The sequence below is a fragment of the Metabacillus sp. SLBN-84 genome (genome assembly GCF_053629595.1).
On the sequence record NZ_JBRJIP010000001.1, the window covers coordinates 160,403 to 176,913 of the forward strand.

At 46.5% G+C, this 16,511-nt stretch carries 15 protein-coding genes; 8 read left to right on the forward strand and 7 right to left on the reverse strand.

Annotation, left to right across the window (positions count from 1 at the left end; all coding sequences use genetic code 11):
* Positions 1 to 555 (reverse strand): PadR family transcriptional regulator, encoded by a 555-nt coding sequence (locus tag RKD52_RS00820; RefSeq protein ID WP_454098276.1) that lies wholly within the window; start codon positions 553 to 555, stop codon positions 1 to 3.
* A 352-nt stretch (positions 556 to 907) separates the two neighbouring features.
* Here RKD52_RS00820 and RKD52_RS00825 point away from each other — a divergent pair, with 352 nt between their 5' ends.
* Both RKD52_RS00825 and RKD52_RS00830 read left to right on the forward strand, forming a co-directional pair.
* On the forward strand, positions 908 to 2,407 hold the full coding sequence (locus tag RKD52_RS00825) for a malate:quinone oxidoreductase (protein WP_454098277.1): 1,500 nt from the start codon (positions 908 to 910) through the stop codon (positions 2,405 to 2,407).
* Positions 2,408 to 2,550: 143 nt separating this feature from the next.
* Complete coding sequence (locus RKD52_RS00830) at positions 2,551 to 3,066, forward strand: CBO0543 family protein (protein ID WP_454098278.1); 516 nt, start codon at positions 2,551 to 2,553, stop codon at positions 3,064 to 3,066.
* Between the two features lie 137 nt (positions 3,067 to 3,203).
* Here RKD52_RS00830 and RKD52_RS00835 read toward each other — a convergent pair whose 3' ends face one another.
* Complete coding sequence (locus tag RKD52_RS00835; RefSeq protein ID WP_454098279.1) at positions 3,204 to 4,625, reverse strand: RQC-minor-2 family DNA-binding protein; 1,422 nt, start codon at positions 4,623 to 4,625, stop codon at positions 3,204 to 3,206.
* Between the two features lie 106 nt (positions 4,626 to 4,731).
* Here RKD52_RS00835 and RKD52_RS00840 point away from each other — a divergent pair, with 106 nt between their 5' ends.
* The 6 genes from RKD52_RS00840 (at position 4,732) to RKD52_RS00865 (ending at position 10,688) form a co-directional block, all read left to right on the forward strand.
* Positions 4,732 to 5,421, forward strand: coding sequence for an AraC family transcriptional regulator (locus RKD52_RS00840; RefSeq protein WP_454098280.1), 690 nt, complete (start codon positions 4,732 to 4,734; stop codon positions 5,419 to 5,421).
* 82 nt (positions 5,422 to 5,503) lie between these two features.
* Positions 5,504 to 6,415 (forward strand): EamA family transporter, encoded by a 912-nt coding sequence (locus RKD52_RS00845; RefSeq protein WP_454101113.1) that lies wholly within the window; start codon positions 5,504 to 5,506, stop codon positions 6,413 to 6,415.
* Positions 6,416 to 6,474: 59 nt separating this feature from the next.
* Positions 6,475 to 7,455 (forward strand): NAD(P)/FAD-dependent oxidoreductase, encoded by a 981-nt coding sequence (locus tag RKD52_RS00850; protein WP_454098281.1) that lies wholly within the window; start codon positions 6,475 to 6,477, stop codon positions 7,453 to 7,455.
* Positions 7,456 to 7,782: 327 nt separating this feature from the next.
* Positions 7,783 to 8,679, forward strand: a complete 897-nt coding sequence (locus RKD52_RS00855; protein WP_454098282.1) for a macrolide 2'-phosphotransferase — start codon at positions 7,783 to 7,785, stop codon at positions 8,677 to 8,679.
* A gap of 131 nt (positions 8,680 to 8,810) precedes the next feature.
* Positions 8,811 to 9,689, forward strand: coding sequence for an AraC family transcriptional regulator (locus RKD52_RS00860; protein ID WP_454098283.1), 879 nt, complete (start codon positions 8,811 to 8,813; stop codon positions 9,687 to 9,689).
* A gap of 66 nt (positions 9,690 to 9,755) precedes the next feature.
* Complete coding sequence (locus RKD52_RS00865) at positions 9,756 to 10,688, forward strand: hypothetical protein (RefSeq protein WP_454098284.1); 933 nt, start codon at positions 9,756 to 9,758, stop codon at positions 10,686 to 10,688.
* Positions 10,689 to 10,718: 30 nt separating this feature from the next.
* On the opposite strand, the gene RKD52_RS00870 is transcribed toward RKD52_RS00865, so the two are convergent.
* The 5 genes from RKD52_RS00870 to RKD52_RS00890 all read right to left on the reverse strand — a co-directional run bounded on the left by RKD52_RS00870 (position 10,719) and on the right by RKD52_RS00890 (position 16,502).
* Complete coding sequence (locus RKD52_RS00870) at positions 10,719 to 12,662, reverse strand: FtsX-like permease family protein (RefSeq protein ID WP_454098285.1); 1,944 nt, start codon at positions 12,660 to 12,662, stop codon at positions 10,719 to 10,721.
* A complete protein-coding gene (locus RKD52_RS00875; RefSeq protein ID WP_454098286.1) occupies positions 12,652 to 13,413 on the reverse strand; it encodes an ABC transporter ATP-binding protein in 762 nt (253 codons plus the stop codon). The genes RKD52_RS00870 and RKD52_RS00875 overlap by 11 nt, the downstream gene beginning before the upstream one ends.
* 102 nt (positions 13,414 to 13,515) lie before the next feature.
* The gene (locus RKD52_RS00880) at positions 13,516 to 14,520 is read right to left on the reverse strand and encodes a sensor histidine kinase (protein WP_454098287.1); all 1,005 of its coding nucleotides are present in this window, start codon (positions 14,518 to 14,520) and stop codon (positions 13,516 to 13,518) included.
* The gene (locus tag RKD52_RS00885) at positions 14,517 to 15,206 is read right to left on the reverse strand and encodes a response regulator (RefSeq protein WP_454098288.1); all 690 of its coding nucleotides are present in this window, start codon (positions 15,204 to 15,206) and stop codon (positions 14,517 to 14,519) included. The genes RKD52_RS00880 and RKD52_RS00885 overlap by 4 nt, the downstream gene beginning before the upstream one ends.
* Before the next feature lie 99 nt (positions 15,207 to 15,305).
* Complete coding sequence (locus RKD52_RS00890; protein ID WP_454098289.1) at positions 15,306 to 16,502, reverse strand: MFS transporter; 1,197 nt, start codon at positions 16,500 to 16,502, stop codon at positions 15,306 to 15,308.
* Positions 16,503 to 16,511: the final 9 nt, after the last annotated feature.

A 16,511-nucleotide genomic window follows, 5' to 3' on the forward strand; every position in this document is an offset into this window, starting at 1 on the left:
TTATTCCTCCTCTTTTACCAGCTGTTCAAGAGTAAACATACACCATTCAATTGCCGCCTTTGTCATTCGTTTTCCGTAATCCAGTGTGAAGAGCCAATAGACGGCATCTTCTGCGTGATCTTTATGGGCCGTAATGCTTTCTTCGATGCTTGTATATGTAAGGTACCGGGCTTCCAGATTTGTCTTATAATCCTTTAAAACCCTTACCGTGTTTTCTTTGGACTGATGGCGTCCGAAAAACAATTTGAGCAGCATTTCATTGCGCTCTGCAGGGATTTGTTTAATCGGTTCTTCAAGCCAGTTCTTAAGCGTTTCCTTCCCTTTTGCCGTGAGATGATATTCCTTTCGCTCCGGTTTCGACGGCTGAGAGGTGATCGTGACGGTTGCCAGTTCCTCTTCGACGATGGTTTTAAGAGTCGGATAGATTTGCCCGTAGCTGATTTTCCAGAAATGGGTCAGACTCCTGTCAATCAGCTGCTTTATATCGTAGCCGGTTCTGCAGTCTGTCGTTAAAATGCCAAGAATGGCGTAGGTCGTATCGCTGTAGGTTTTCAATTCTGTTCACCCTATCTAAAAGATATATATCATTTAGATACATTATACATGAATCTTTAAAATATACAATATGTGTAAATTTCAGTTCCCCGGCACGGGATGTCCGAATAAGTCTTTTTTGCCGGAAAAAATCATACAATAATTGGGGAATTGCATATCCGCTGAGAACTTATCCTTTTTAACCGCCCGGAAATGGTTTATAATTATCAGATAATAGTAAAATTTAATCTATTCATAATAGACTGTGATAAACTGATATTCAGAAGACTTGTGTATGTTCAAAGGTGGCTTCCTGCATGTTTATGCGGTAGCCTGCTCGTTTTTGCAAATTTAGGGGATAAGGATGGGTAGTATGAGCAGCTTAAAGAACAAAACAGACGTGGTTCTAATTGGTGCCGGGGTTATGAGTGCAACGCTTGGAGCGATGCTGAAAGAGGTAGCACCAGAGTGGAACATTAAAGTATTTGAAAAACTCGGAAGTCCGGGTGAAGAGAGCTCGAATGAATGGAACAATGCAGGTACGGGTCATGCTGCGCTGTGCGAGCTTAACTATACATCGGAAAAAGCGGACGGTTCGATTGATATCGGCAAGGCTGTGAAGGTGAATGAGCAGTTCCAGCTTTCCAGACAGTTCTGGTCCTACTTGGTCAAACGGAATCTGATCCGAAGTCCTGAGGATTTTATCATGCCGATTCCGCATATGAGCTTTGTGGAAGGGGAAAAAAATGTTGCGTTTCTGAAAAAAAGATTGGAAGCGTTATCAGACAACCCGCTGTTTCACGGGATGGAATTTTCAAGCGACCATCAAAAGCTGAGGGAATGGATTCCGCTTATGATGGAAGGACGCACATCGTCCGAGCCGATTGCAGCGACGAAAATCGATTCAGGTACGGATGTAAACTTCGGGGCTTTAACCCGTATGCTCTTCGATCATTTGGAGAGAAAAAATGTGGAGGTCCACTACAAGCACAGTGTCGAGGACTTAAAGCGCACGCGTGACGGTTCATGGGAACTGAAAGTGAAGAACGGTTTCGGACAGGTTGAGCGCCACCGGGCGAAATTCGTGTTTATCGGAGGCGGAGGCGGCAGTCTGCATCTGCTGCAGAAAACAGGTATTCCGGAGTCGAAGCAGATCGGGGGCTTCCCTGTCAGCGGACTGTTCCTCGTCTGCAAGAATCCGGATGTTATTGCGAAGCATCACGCGAAAGTGTACGGCAAGGCAAAGGTCGGCGCTCCGCCGATGTCGGTTCCGCATCTTGACACACGGTACATCGACGGGAAAAAATCCCTGCTTTTCGGACCGTTTGCGGGATTTTCGCCAAAGTTCCTAAAAACGGGTTCCAACCTTGATCTGATCAGCTCAGTCAAGCCGAACAATCTGATGACGATGCTTGCTGCAGGCGTGAAAGAGATGGCGCTGACCAAGTATCTGATTCAGCAGGTCATGCTGTCGCATGAAAAACGCATGGATGAGCTGCGAGAATTCATTCCGAACGCCAAAAACGAGGAATGGGATATCGTGGTCGCGGGCCAGCGCGTTCAGGTCATCAAAGATACGGATGCCGGCAAAGGAACGCTTCAGTTCGGTACAGAAGTGGTGAGTGCTGCAGACGGTTCTGTCGCTGCCCTTCTTGGAGCATCTCCTGGTGCTTCAACGGCTGTTCATGTCATGCTCGAGGTCTTTGAAAAATGCTTCCCGCAGCACATGACAGCATGGGAGCCGAAGCTGAAGGAAATGATTCCTTCCTACGGTCTGTCCCTTTCAGATCATCCTGAGATTTTCCGCAAAATGGAAGAATCGACCGGACAGACGCTTGGTCTTGTGAAAAAAAAAGAACTCGTTTATAGCTAGGACCCCAAAAACAAGGGGATTTGGACAACTATAAGCAGGAAAAGGTGCATTGCCCGGGGCAATGCCCTTTTTGCTGTGAGTAAGTATACAACCCCCGTAATGCGTTAAGAATGCAAGTATGATCAAACGTTTGGGGTGAATGAATGTATCTTTTGCTTGTAATCGCAGTCTGGATCTTATTTGCTTATAAATTTATCGATTGGAAACAATGGGAGAAGCAGTATCCGACGGTGCTTTTTTTTATTGTCGTGAATATGACGTACAATTATTTTTATTACGACCACACGCTTTGGGCATTCAGAGGGGTGACGGCAGAATGGCTGAACCATTCCATTATTAATGCCGCTTTTACCTTTTTCATCTGTCCGATGGGGCTGATTATTTATCTTCAGAGATTTCCTGCTAAAAGAAGAAATCAGTGGATCTACATAGCGGTCTGGACGGCCTTTTACTCCGCACTTGAATGGATTTTTTCACATAAAGGCATGTATGTGTATGACAACGGGTGGAACGGCTGGCTGAATATCCCGCTGAATCTGATTCTGTTTATCGTCCTGACAATTCATTACAGGAAGCCTTCTATTGCTATTTTGGTATCTGTTTTATCCGTCGTTCTTTTTTACTTATTCTTCCCGTTTTCATGGGGAAACCTAAAGTAAAGGAGGATGCGAGATGCTGATACACGATGTTCTATCTGTACCCGTGTTTCTCCTGCTGCTCTTTGTGACATACGGGTCTATGTGGCTGTATATCATGAGACAGGAGAAGAATTTAAAGTGAAAAGCTGCTGATGACCTCAGCAGCTTTTTATGATGGCTTTTGTGATATATTTCGCCGGCCATTCGTTTAAAAGGCCGAAGACTTCAGCTTCATGGAAGCCGCTGCGCCGGATTTTGCTTGTGGCTTCTCCTTTAAGGATCTGCACGAGCATGTGGTTTGGGACAGTCTCTTCCTGCAGGAAAAGCTGGATTTTTTCGTATTCCGATCTAAGCAGCCGGAAACCTTTGATTTCAAAGATGATATCATTTGGCCGCGGCTTGTGTTTTTCGGCGAGCTCCTGAAGTGTTTCAAGATGCTGCTCAAGGCTTTCTCCAAGGTCATGTGCGAGCTGTTTTTTCCAGGTTTCTGCTTTTTTAAGGACAGATGCATCGGGCACAGAAACGCTTGATAGACTGAGCAAGTCAGGCTGGATTGTATCCGGAAAGACCAGCTGCTCAATCTCTGTATAGATTGCTGCCGCAGGATGGTTTTCCGATGTGTCGTCAAGCCGGGTTTGAAGGTCTTGTATCTGTTTGATGATTGGAGCGTGCTGCTCTAATTCGGTTTGGATCTCTTTTAAAGCGTAAAGCTTCTCCATCGTTTCCTTAGATTGAACCGCAATTTCGTTAAACTGCCGTTCGATGGTTGCAATTCGCTTTGTTGCCTGTGGGATATTGACTTCATCCGGAAGGGTTGCCCCTTCCTTTGTAACATGATAGGAAACCGAGTAGCGGCAGGTGCTGCATGTGCAGATAATCGAATCTGAATCCGCATGCAGCGCAAGCTCTTTTTCGTGGCTGCAGACCGTCCATTGCCAGGCCGGCGGAATGCTGCGATACGGCCTCATGACAATTTCGACGCGGTGCCGCCAATAGGCGATATCTTCCGGATATTTCAGGACGCCGAGCAGGGAAGATTTATTCATGATTTCGACCGCATGTATGACAGCCTCTTTGCTTGATGCAAGCCTGATCAAAGGATGCTGCGTGTAGGCGGTGCTTATTTTCTCAAGCCAGTGTTTGCGTTCAAATTTATTCAGCCTTGCGCAAAACAGGTATTCCTGCACCACTTTTTTCACATGCCTGGAGAGGTCTTGAGCTGATAAGGTGCCATAGACCTCCGGATAAAAATAGCTGCTGTTGATGGGGAGTCCGCGCTGAACGGAATGTTTTTTCCAGAGAAACATTTCAGGCCTGATCAGGTGCGGATAGAGCCGTTCCTGTTTGTAGACCGGAAGAGGAATAGAAGGCCGGTTTGTTCCAAGAAAGGTTTTTAAAAGGGTCATCTCTTCTTCAGGAACTGACTGGAGTTCCTGCGCGGCTGCCTGCTGCAGCCTTGACAGTGCCGCGCGTTCCTCTTTATGGCCGATCGAGCGGATCTCCGGATACTTGCGGCCTGCCGGTACAAACAAGAGAGAAGGATAGTCATCAAACTGATAGGCGATTTGCTGAAGCTGCATATGCTGACACCCCGTTCATTGGAATATGTCACATTATAGAACGTTTTGTGGGTGGACTCCAGTTTGGATGTTTCCTATATAATAGTGGGAGAAGGAGTGGTGCAGCATGGAAAGCGGCAGGCAGGTAATCTGCGAAAAAAGAACCTATTCGAGAGAGTTTCATTCCCATAAGCATGACTTTGGGCAGTTTCTTTTTCCGCTGCAGGGTTCTCTTGAGATCCGGACAGACCGTCAGCAAATCCATTTAAGCGAGGATTCATGCTTTTACATACCGCCGGAATACAATCATGTGTACCGTTCCAATGATAAGAATGAATTTCTGATTTTGGATATCCCGGTTTATTATTTGCCGGGTCAAACTGAAAGCATGTTTTTAAGCCTGGATCAGCAATGGTCCGCCATCCGCTTTTTGCTGCTGGAAGAGGCGGCCGGCAGCAGGTCAGGGCTGAGCGAGCTTACGCGATACGTGACTCAGAAACTGCATAAGACTCTGCCGCCTTCCATTGCCTGGCTTCATCAGCATTACAACCGTCCGGTAACATTGGAAATGCTGGCAGAGATTGAGCATTATCATCCGAATTATTATGCTGCCTGGTTTAAAGCGCAAACGGGGAAAAGTCCAAAGGCTTATCTCTCAGAGCTGCGGATGAAGGAAGCAAAACGGCTGCTTTCAGGGACGGACATATCCATCTCCCGCATCAGCGAAGAGATCGGGTTTGAGCACGTTTCTTCGTTTACGAGATGGTTTACAGGACGGGAAGGCGTTTCTCCAAAAACCTTCAGGCAAAACGGCTAAAAAGAACCTTACTCTCTGTAAAGAAAAACGTTCTGTTCTTCTTTATGATGAGGGTAAGGTCTTTTTTATTGGAGTGATTGGGATGAAAGAAAAGCTTGCTCCTCTGTGGGTGCTGCTCGCAGGGGTACTATGGGGAACAACGGGCACGGCACAGACGTATGCACCGGATGCCGCGCATCCGATTGCTGTCGGGGCAGCGCGGCTTGCGGTTGGAGGTTTTTCCTTATTGCTTGTCGCCCTGCTGATTGGACAATTAAATATTCGGAACTGGCCCATTCGAGTGACCGTTGCGGCTGCACTGTGCATGGCCGCCTATCAGCCGCTCTTTTTTACCGCCGTGGAGCAGACAGGAGTGGCTGTCGGAACCGTCATCGCCATCGGGAGCGCTCCCCTCTTATCCGGTGCATTAGAGTGGCTGCTGCTTAGAAAAACGCCTTCAAAAGGTTGGTGGATCTCGACGTTGCTGTCCATCATCGGGTGCTTTCTGCTCTTTTTCAATAAAGGTGCCGCAAATGCAGATCCTTCGGGCATACTCATGGCACTTGGCGCCGGTCTTTCCTTTGCTGTCTATACAATGGTCAGCAAGGGGCTAGTGCACACTGCATCATCCTTGTCGGTTGTCGCTGTCGTCTTTACGCTGAGTGCCGTCTTTTTATCTCCGGTTCTCTTTTTCTATGATATGAGCTGGATGGCTGAGCCTGGCGGGCTGGCCGTGAGTCTTCACCTCGGCCTGCTTGCGACTGGCGCTGCGTATCTTCTTTTTGCCAAAGCGCTCGTGCACGTTCCCTCCTCGACCGCCGTCACGCTGGCATTGGCAGAGCCCCTGACCGCCGCCATGCTTGGGGGGGTGCTGGTTCGTGAACAGCTGGATCTGCTTTCGTGGACTGGGATTTCCTGTTTGATTTTGGGTATTGGATTTTTGGCGATTTTTTCGAGGAGGGATCGGGCTGAAAAAGTGGTAAAGCAGTCTGCTGGTTTCAAAAAAACACTATGATTTTCTTGCACTCTTAAACTCTCCTATAATAAAACCAAAAGCAAAAAGGAGAGTGCCTCATGAATTTTGAAGATGTTTTAATCATCGGAGCGGGAATCAGCGGACTGACGGCTGCCCAAAAGGTGCAGGAGCTTTCTGAAAACAAGGTGCTTCTTCTTGATAAAGGAAGAAGTCCCGGGGGACGATTTGCTACAAGGAGGATTGGAAGCGGTACGTTTGATCATGGCGCCCAGTTCCTTTCTGCTTCCAGCAGGGAAGGCCAGGATCTTCTGGAAGACTGGCAGCAGCGCAGCTGGATTCGGCCGTGGTTTGAGGAAAACGCCGTAAGGTTTATGGCTGATAAAGGCATGAACGGACTGGCAAAACGGGTGGCTGAAGGTCTTCGGGTTGAGTGTGAGTATGAGGTTGAAAGAATAGTGGATCACGGAGAGTATTATGCAGCTGAAGGATTAAATAAGAAAACGAACGAGCCATTTTCAGTGAAGGCCCGCTCCCTTTTCATGACATGTCCTCTCCCTCAAACCTTGAAGCTTCTTGATGCGGGAAATGTGCAGATGAAAGCCGTACAGCGAAACGAGCTTGAAAGCGTCAAATACGTTCCCTGCCTTGCCGTTTTAATGGAGCTTTCCGGAGAATCAGGTCTTTCCTATAAAAAGGAGCCTGTTCCGGGTGTAATATCCTGGATGGCTGATAACCGCGCAAAAGGCATCAGTGAAACCGGTGCTTTAACGGTTCATATGGATTATGAGTGGTCATCTCTTCATTACAATCTGTCAGATGATGAGATTCTGGCACAGGTCATGCCATCTATTCGAACAGCTTTAGGCTATGAACCTGACATACTCAGCGTTCAGGTGAAAAGATGGCGCTATGCTCAGGCTATTAAGCAGATCGAACGTTCTTTTTTGAATGAGGGAGAGAACAAACCGCTGCTCATTGGAGGAGATGCATGTAAGGGAGACAGCAAATCCTCTGCCTCTAAAGCCGAGCATGCCATTCGCTCGGGGCTTGCAGCGGGTGTGTTTTTGTCACGGTTATGAGTCATTATGATAACGTTCCCACTCGTTGATTTGATCTCATTTGTGTGATACGTTAAATCTATCTTTTCAGGAAATGGGGGTTTTCTCAATGACAGCATCTATTAGACTTCGATTCCAGGCTTTGAACGCTTGCTAGCATACAATCAAAGGCTCTGCACGCACGCAGAGTAAATGGAAGTGGTCTGCCTGCTTAGGGAAACCTTTATTCAGCGATTTGCATAATAAGAAGGGGCATGACTGCGCCTGGATAGGCTTCTTTTTCTATCACCATTTCCTCTTTGATTGTCTGTATTTATAAAATAATACGAATCAAAAGGAGAAGCCGGTATGAATAAAAATAAAGTGATAGAGATCGCACATAAACATGCTATTTATGTTAAAGAGAATTCATTGACATTTAATCAGTCAGGACTTGATTTTCTTGTCGTTTTTGCAGAGGACGCAGATGAGGAAAGATGGGTTTTGCGCTTTCCGAGAAGAGAAGATGTTCTGGCATCTGCGGATAAGGAAAAACGTACATTGGATCTAATTGTGCCGCGGATTGCTGTTGAAGCTCCGCAGTGGCGCGTATATACGGATGAGTTAATTGCTTACAAACAGTTAACTGGTGTTCCTGCGGGGACCATCGATCACGAGGCAATGGCTTATGTGTGGGAAATTGATGAAAAGAATGTGCCGTCTGAATTTACAAAAACCCTTGCAGAGGCAATGGTATCGCTTCACCGGGTTAATGGGAAAGCAGTTGAAACGGCAAACTTACCAGTAGAAAACGCTGAAGAGGCAAGAAAGAATATGATGAGACGAATGGAAAACGTAAGAGCTTCGTTTGATGTGAATGAAATGCTATGGAAAAGGTGGCAGGAGTGGGTGAACGACGACACGCTGTGGCCTGCTGAAACGTGCCTTGTTCATGGTGATCTTCATGCGGGTCACATTTTAATCAATGCATCTGCTAAAGTGACCGGTATTATCGACTGGACAGAGGCTTCTGTGACAGATCCTGCAAATGATTTTGTACCCCACTTTCGCACTTTTGGAGAACAGGCTCTAAACGATCTCATTTTCCACTATGAAAAAGCGGGCGGGTATGTCTGGCCCAATATGGAAAAACACATTATTGAATTAACTGCAGCATATCCAATTGGTATTGCTGAGTTTGCGCAGAAATCAGGACTGGAAGAATACAAGCAAATGGCAAAGCAAGTATTGGGCGGAAATCAGTAAGTCCTTGGCTCTCTCCCTTATGGGGAGGGAGTTTTTTTGTAACACTAATAAAAACCCTGCAAAACTGAACGCAAAAAGATCGGAGGCCCGCATGAAATTCCTGCTAATCTGTTATCAAAGGAGGTCATCTGATGGGGATGCTTGAACACATGAATGAGGCGCTGGCTTACATTGAGGAAAATCTGGCAGAAGAGCTTGATTATAAGGAAGCAGCCCGGATTGCGCTCTGTTCGGAGTACCATTTTAAACGAATGTTTTCATCTCTTGCCGGTATTTCTCTTACTGAATATATCCGGAGAAGAAGGCTTACACTTGCGGCATTTGAGCTGAGGGACAAAGGCATGAAAGTGATTGATGTCGCAATCAAGTATGGATATCTTTCACCGGACTCATTCACGCGTGCGTTTCAGCAGCTGCATGGAGTGACGCCGTCTGAAGCGAGGAACGGAAAACATTCACTTAAAGCTTTTCCGAGGATGACCTTCCAGTTAATCATTAAGGGAGGCAGTGAAATGAAGTACCGTGTAGAAGAAAAAGAAGCTTTTCACATTGCAGGCATCAAAAAAAGAGTACCCATTATATTTAACGGGGTGAACCCTGAGATTGCCGCGATGTGGCAAAGCCTGACCATGGATGCCATTCGTGAATTAAAAGACCTTTCTAATGTTGAGCCATCCGGTATTATAAGCGCATCTGCAAACTTTTCAGAAGGAAGGATGGAGGAAAAAGGCGAGCTCGATCATTATATTGGCGCAGCCACGATAAAAGAGATTCCTGATCACCTTGATCACTTGAAGGTGCCGGCTATGACATGGGCTGTTTTTGAAGCGTGCGGCCCTTTTCCAGAAACGCTTCAGGAGATATGGGGCCGCATCTATTCGGAGTGGTTTCCTTCGTCGTCCTATGAGCTGGCAGACGGTCCGGAAATTCTCTGGAACGAGCAGAAGGATACGAAAGCACCGGATTTTAAGAGTGAGATCTGGATACCTGTTATAAAAAAGAACGGATGATAGACGCCCCCTCAAATACAAGCTATACTTTTGGATAAACATCCCAATATGAGAGGGGCTCACCTTGTGAAAAAGCTCATCCTTCCTGTGTTCGCTGTCCTTTTTCTGGCCGGCTGCGGGTCAGAAGAAGAAGAAGCGGCAGCTTATACGGAGCAGCAGGTCGAAAAGCTGTACGGCGTTGAAGCAGAAACAGTCAAAATAGAAGAACAGCAGGGGTATGGTTCAACAATTGTTATAGTTCTCGCATCACTTTTCGGAGATACCTACGATCTTACGCTGAAAACGGAGGATGATCTGACTTTCAGTGCGTCCGTTACTGGGGAACTGACTCAATTTCATGTTTCATACGTTTCTATAAAGCATGAATCCCTTTTGAAAGAAAATGAAGAGTATCAGAAGCTTGCCGGCATACTCGAAGAAAATGGAATCAGCGAAATAAAGCTTGGCAAGGGATTTGAGTCAACAATTGAAGCAAGCGGGAAAATAAGGGCAGAAAACGCAAATGCCGGACAGATCATGGATGCACTTACCGGAATGTCCGAGATGATTATAAAGGATGTACCGTACAGTCTGTCTTTGAACATGGAGACAGAAGAACCGGGTGAAACCATTGAGACACTTGCCTACAGCGACAGTGAGACAGAGGAGCTGAAGAATGCTCTTGAAACATATCTGCAGACCCTCAGACTCCATCACACCTTTGAAACGTCTGTTAAAAGGGAGCTGGAACCATTTGGACTCTCGGGTCTTTCGTTTCTCAGCAGGAGTTTTGAAGAAGACGAAGAGAGGTACTACGAGCAATCAATCGGACTGAGTTTAACAGAAAACTACAATGAGGAGAATCTGTTAAAAGGAATCGCACTTTTGAGAGAAAAAGGCATGAGTGATGCATTGGTGTATATCAACATTGAACCGGGAAGCCATACAGAATCATGTCAGGCAAGTGTTTTGAAGAATGCTGCTGACTTAAGACGCTGCTTTGGAATTGAGAACGAATGAAAAGAACCTCCGGCCACCCGGAGGTTCTTCTTATAATGCTTCTTTAATTACTTTTTTGGAGTAAAGAACAGACAGTACACCAAAGATTGAGTAGAGCACCGTATACAGGACCATCACGATGATCATCGGAGTCCAAACTTCGGCCCCGAAGATGAACCAGCCGGACTGAACAGCGAAATAGCTGTGGAGCAGGCCGATTACAAGCGGAATGCCGAAGCTGAAAAGCTGTTTTGCGCGCAGGCCTTTCAGCAGGTCTCCCTGTGTAAAGCCGAGCTTGCGCAAAATCGTGTAGCTTGGCTGTTCTTCTTCGCTTTCGCCCATTTGTTTAAAGTACAAAATGCATCCTGATGTGACAAGGAATGAAAGTCCAAGGAACCCGACGATGAACATGGCAAGACCCATGTTGCGCTTTTGGCTGTTGAGTGTTTCAAGCTGAGATTCGTTCGGCGCATTTTCGTTCAGCTTCATCGAAAGGAACAGATCATTTGCTTTCGTTTTATTCTGAGGGTCTTTTATGTCAAACGCGATATGCGTCGAAGTCGACCGCTGCAGCTCAGGATCCAGGTCTTTTTGAAGCTGTTTAAACACTTCATCATCTACAATGGCCGTAGGCATGCCGCCGGATGTATAGTACCAGGATATATACGTTTCTTTTTCCATCCCGATATACGTCTGAGGGATTTTTGCCGTTTTTCCAAGAAGGGTAATATCTCCTTCACTTTCAAGCGGCATGAATTTCTGCAGCAGGTCACTGTAACCGGTAAACAGCGTTTCGTCCTTCGAAAGTTCCTTGCCGGCGGATTTTTCACTGATTACTGCAAGTGTCATTGTATTTGGGTCAAAATTCATCCCTTCAAGCTTAGTGAGCATAATGTCTTTTACATTAAAATCCGCCAGGACAATCTCCGTGCTCTTCTCTTTGTAGGAGATTCCGCCTTCCTTCAATGCCTGAGCAAATTGTTCAGCATCTTTGCTGTCCGTAAAAGAAAAGTCAGAAGGCACCTGGCTTTTGGCCGTCGCCTCAGCTGAGTAATAGGAAATGTAGCTTAAGGAAAGCAATCCAATGGCAAGAGCGGATACGGTTGTGATGATGGTAAGCAGCATGGCATTTGATTTCATCCGGAACATAATGGATGAAAGGGACAGGACTTCATCCACCTTCAAATACCCGCCTTTTTTCTTGCGGATCAGATGGAAAAGAAAGCTGACAGATCCTTTGTAAAAGAAGTAGGTTCCAAGGATTACGGACCCTAAGATGAAAATCATCGCCAGGAACAGGCCGTTTGTCGATTTGAAATCTCCGCCGAACAGTCTGGATGACACATAATATCCTGCAGCGATCATGACCATGCCAAGCAGGCCGATCACAATTTCTGCAGCCGTCATTTTTCTTACCTTTTCCTCTGCCGATGAAAGCACTCTAAAGAGTGAGAGAATGCTCTGCCTCTTGATGAAAAGATAGTTCATCAGCATAATCAGCGTGTAGATGACCGTAAATACGATCAATGTCTGAACTAAGGCCTCAGCTGAAAAGTGGAGCTTTGCCACATCATCTGTACCTGTAATTTTGAAGAGAATCATCATCACAAGCTTGGAGATGGCAAATCCGGCAAAAATACCAAGGGCAAGAGAACCAAAATACAGCATGAAGTTCTCGGCGGTCAGCAGCCGGAAGATTCTGTGTTTCGTCATGCCAATCAGCTGAAACAGCCCGATCTCTTTGCTGCGGCGCTTAATGAAAATGTTGTTAGCATAGAGCAGAAAGATCGTGACTATGGCAACGAGGAGCACAGAAGCTGTTTTTATGGCTGCGCCGCCCTTAATTGAGCCTTCTATGGCATCCATGGACGGGTCATACTGAAGGGTGACAAACGAAAAATACAGCGCCACGCTGACGACCAGCGCAAAAATATACAGATAGTAGTTTTTAAGGTTCTTTTTAAAATTTTTTATAATCAGCTGATTAACGCTCATCCTGCACACCGCCCAGAACGCCCTGCGTTTTCATGATGTCCTTAAAGAAATCCTGTCTTGATTGGCCGCCCCTGTTCAGCTGCGTGTAGATCTGTCCGTCCTTAATAAAGATGACGCGGCTGCAGTAGCTTGCCGCAGCAGGGTCATGCGTGACCATGACAATGGTCGCTTTGAGCTTGGCGTTCAGGTCTGTCAGCTTGTTCAGCAGATCGGCAGCTGATTTGGAATCAAGTGCTCCGGTCGGTTCATCCGCAAAAATGATGCTCGGTTCGTGGATAAATGCGCGGGCTGCAGATGTTCGCTGCTTTTGACCGCCTGAAATCTCGTTTGGGTACTTGTCCTTCAATTCTGCAATGCCAAGCTCGCTAGCAAGAGTTTCAAATCGCTGATCTGCTTCCTTCTTGGGTACTTTTGAAATAGAAAGCGGCAGCAGAATGTTTTCCTTCACAGTCAGCGTGTCGAGCAGGTTGTATTCCTGAAAAATAAACCCGAGATGGTGCTTCCTGAATTCAGCCAGCTGCTTTTCTTTCATGCCTGTCATCTCTTTGTCCTCAATGCGGATTGTGCCCCCGCTTACTTTATCAATGGACGAAAGGACGTTTAAAAGCGTGGTTTTGCCGGAGCCGGATGCTCCCATGATGCTCACGAATTCACCCTCTAAAATCGAAAGATCAATGCCTTTCAGCACGTTCTGTTTATTAAATTTGTTACCATAGCTTTTCTGAAGTTTGGCTGCTTCTAAAATGGCCATCTGTTTGTGCCTCCTCTTTATTCAATACCTTTATTATAAAAAGAGGTAAAGGTCTTTTCCTTTTATTGTGCGAACAAATAAAGAAAGCATGTGACATTGTTGTCACATGCTCATGACAGCTGCGAAATCGTTCTTTTTCGGGAAGGAAAGAGTAAAGACCGTCTCCTGACCCGGAACGGATGCCGCATGAATCTCAATCAGAAGCGGGGCAGCAGCTTTTTTAGCCAAATAAAGGCCCATTCCGGTCGCCGCCTGATCCTGATGATTGGCTGTGGAAGTGAATCCTTTGTCAAAAATCCGGGGAAGATCTCTCGCCTCAATGCCTCTTCCGAAATCCCTCATTTCAAGCTTGGCGTTTCCATGTTCGAGATAGCTCCGGATTTCAATGTCAGATGCCGCGCTGTATTTCACCGCATTCGTCAGAATCTGCCTCAGAATAAACGCAAACCACTTTGCATCTGTGAGTACTTCCCGCTGCAGGAGTTCTATGTCAAAACCAATGCCCTTTTGGATACACCAGGCCTGAAGGGTTTTCAGCTCGCTGAAGAGAACATCCTCAAGGTCGATCATCTCAATATAAAGATCGTTCTCAATGAACGGGATTCGCTTTTGATGGAGCTGCTGGTCGAGCAGCAGGTGAATGCGGAGCCATTCATAGGTTAAGTTGGTTTTCGTCTGTCCGTCCTCCATCCGTTCAATCATCAGGTGCATCGCCGTCAGCGGGGTTTTCACCTCATGAATCCAGGACAGAAGGTCATCTTTTTCCTGCTCAAGAGAGATATAGTGGCGCTGCGCGTCTTTTTTCAGAAGCTCGGTGTGATCCACCAGCGTCTCCTCAACCAGCTCTTCAAAAGCGCTGCCGGGTACCGGAATACTTGTCACATCAAGATTTTTTTCCCTGTCCTGGAGCGCTTTAAAAAAGGCCGTTTCTTTCTGATAGCGGACAGCCAGGAACACAAGAAAGGACAGAAGGGATAAAAAGACGATATACAATACGCTCTTAAACGGAACCGCATTGTCAATGAACGAAATAAACAGGAACAGAAGATGAACCGCGGCAAAAAAGAGAATCCAGCTTATGCGCTCTTTCAAAAAAACACGGATCATAGAGTTTCCTCTTCCAAGGCCACATAGCCCTGTCCCACTTTTGTCTCAATAAACCTTCCGAGTCCAATCTCCTCAAGGCGCTTCCGCAGCCTGTTCACATTCACCGTCAGCGTGTTGTCGCTGATAAACCGCTTATCATCCCAGAGACTGTTGATCAGCTTGTCTCTGCTTACAATCTTATTCTTCTGTTCAATTAAAAGCTTCAGAATGAACATTTCATTCTTCGTAAGCTCGACGGTCCCTTGATCATTTGTCACGGAATTCCGCTCATAATCAACCGCAGCACCGCACCACGTCTTGAGGTGAACCTGTTCTGTGCTGTAGTTATAAACCCTCCGCAGAATGGCCTGGATTTTCGCAATCAGCACATCAAAGTGAAAGGGCTTCTGTACAAAATCATCAGCTCCAAGCTGCATCGACATCACCATATCTGTCGGATGATCCCGTGAGGATAAAAAGATGATCGGGACATTGGAATGAGAACGGATCATCCGGCACCAGTGAAACCCGTCGAACTTCGGCAGCTGAATGTCAATGATCACAAGATCCGGCTTCACTTCCGAGAATTCCTGCATCACCCTGCTGAAGTCCGTTATGCCGTAAACGTCGTACGACCATTGATTCAGTCGGTCTTTTATCTCTGTAAAAAGAGAAAGGTCATCTTCAATTAATAAAAGTTTAAACAACTGCCTCACCACTCAGATAGATTTCAGATACTTCAAGTTTATAGCAAATTTTGGACATTTTCCATCATGCAAAAAAAGACACCCCATAAAGGGTGCCCGTTAAAGAGATGCCTGAACCTCAGCAGGTGCCGCGTGCTCTTTTTTTCCATGAAGCATGTAGTAAAGCGCAATGCTTAGCATGACGGCAAATCCGAGGATGACGTAAAGCGTGCTGTAGCCTGTAACCGGAATGACGAACCCGAGAAGGTAAGGCCCAAACCCGAGTCCTGCATCTAAAAAGATGAAGAATGTGGACGTGGCAAGCCCCATCCGGTGCGGAGGCGTCAGTTTAACCGCAATCGCCTGCGTGGCAGACTGCATATTGCCAAATCCGAGTCCGATCAAAACGCCGGAGAGAAGAAACACCGTGCTCGTACTCGCCGTACTTAGAAGGAACAGCCCGGCTGCAAACAGCACAAACGCCGGATACATGACATAATTGGCCCCTTTTTGATCGAGCAGCCTGCCTGTGAACGGACGCGACACAAGGACAGCTGCGGCATAAACGATGAAAAAGAAGCTCGCTGTGCTGACAAGGTTAATGTCCATCGCATAAAAGTTGATAAAGGACAGAACGCTCGAATAGCAGAACGCCACAGCCAGTGTGATAAAAGCAATCGGCAGTGCCTGGGGCTCAACAAAGCTTGAGAGGCTGAATCCTTTAACGGCCGCATGCTTTGGCTGGCTGGCAAGAGGGGGAATTGTGACGAAAAAAGCAATCAGCAGGCTGAGGATGCCAAGCGCGACACAGAACATGAAAATCGTCTGGAAGCTCGCATGCTGGCTCAGATAAATCCCGATGAACGGCCCGATCGCTGTAGCAAGCGTCGCACTCATGCTGTAATACCCGATTCCTTCCCCTTTTCTTGAGGCAGGAATTATCTGTGCCACAATCGTTCCCGTCGCTGTACTTGCCATGCCTAGGGTAATCCCGTGCAGAAGGCGGTTAGCTAAAAGGAAGCCCAGTCCAAGTTCAAAAAAGTAAAAAGAAGTTGTGATCGTAAAGAGAATCAGCCCGGTATACAGAATTTTTTTCCGGCTGAAGCTTGCAATCAGCCTGCCGATGAACAGCCGACCAATCAGCGCGCCAATGATAAAAATGCCTGTCACAAGACCGGCTTCACTTGTTGATGCATGGTATTCATCCACCGCAAACACCGCGATGGTCACCATTAATAAGTAAAAAATCAGGGTTAAGAAAAAGTTAATGGACGAAACAACGATAAAGTCCTTCGTCCACAGTTTTGATTGATTCAACGGTCTTCA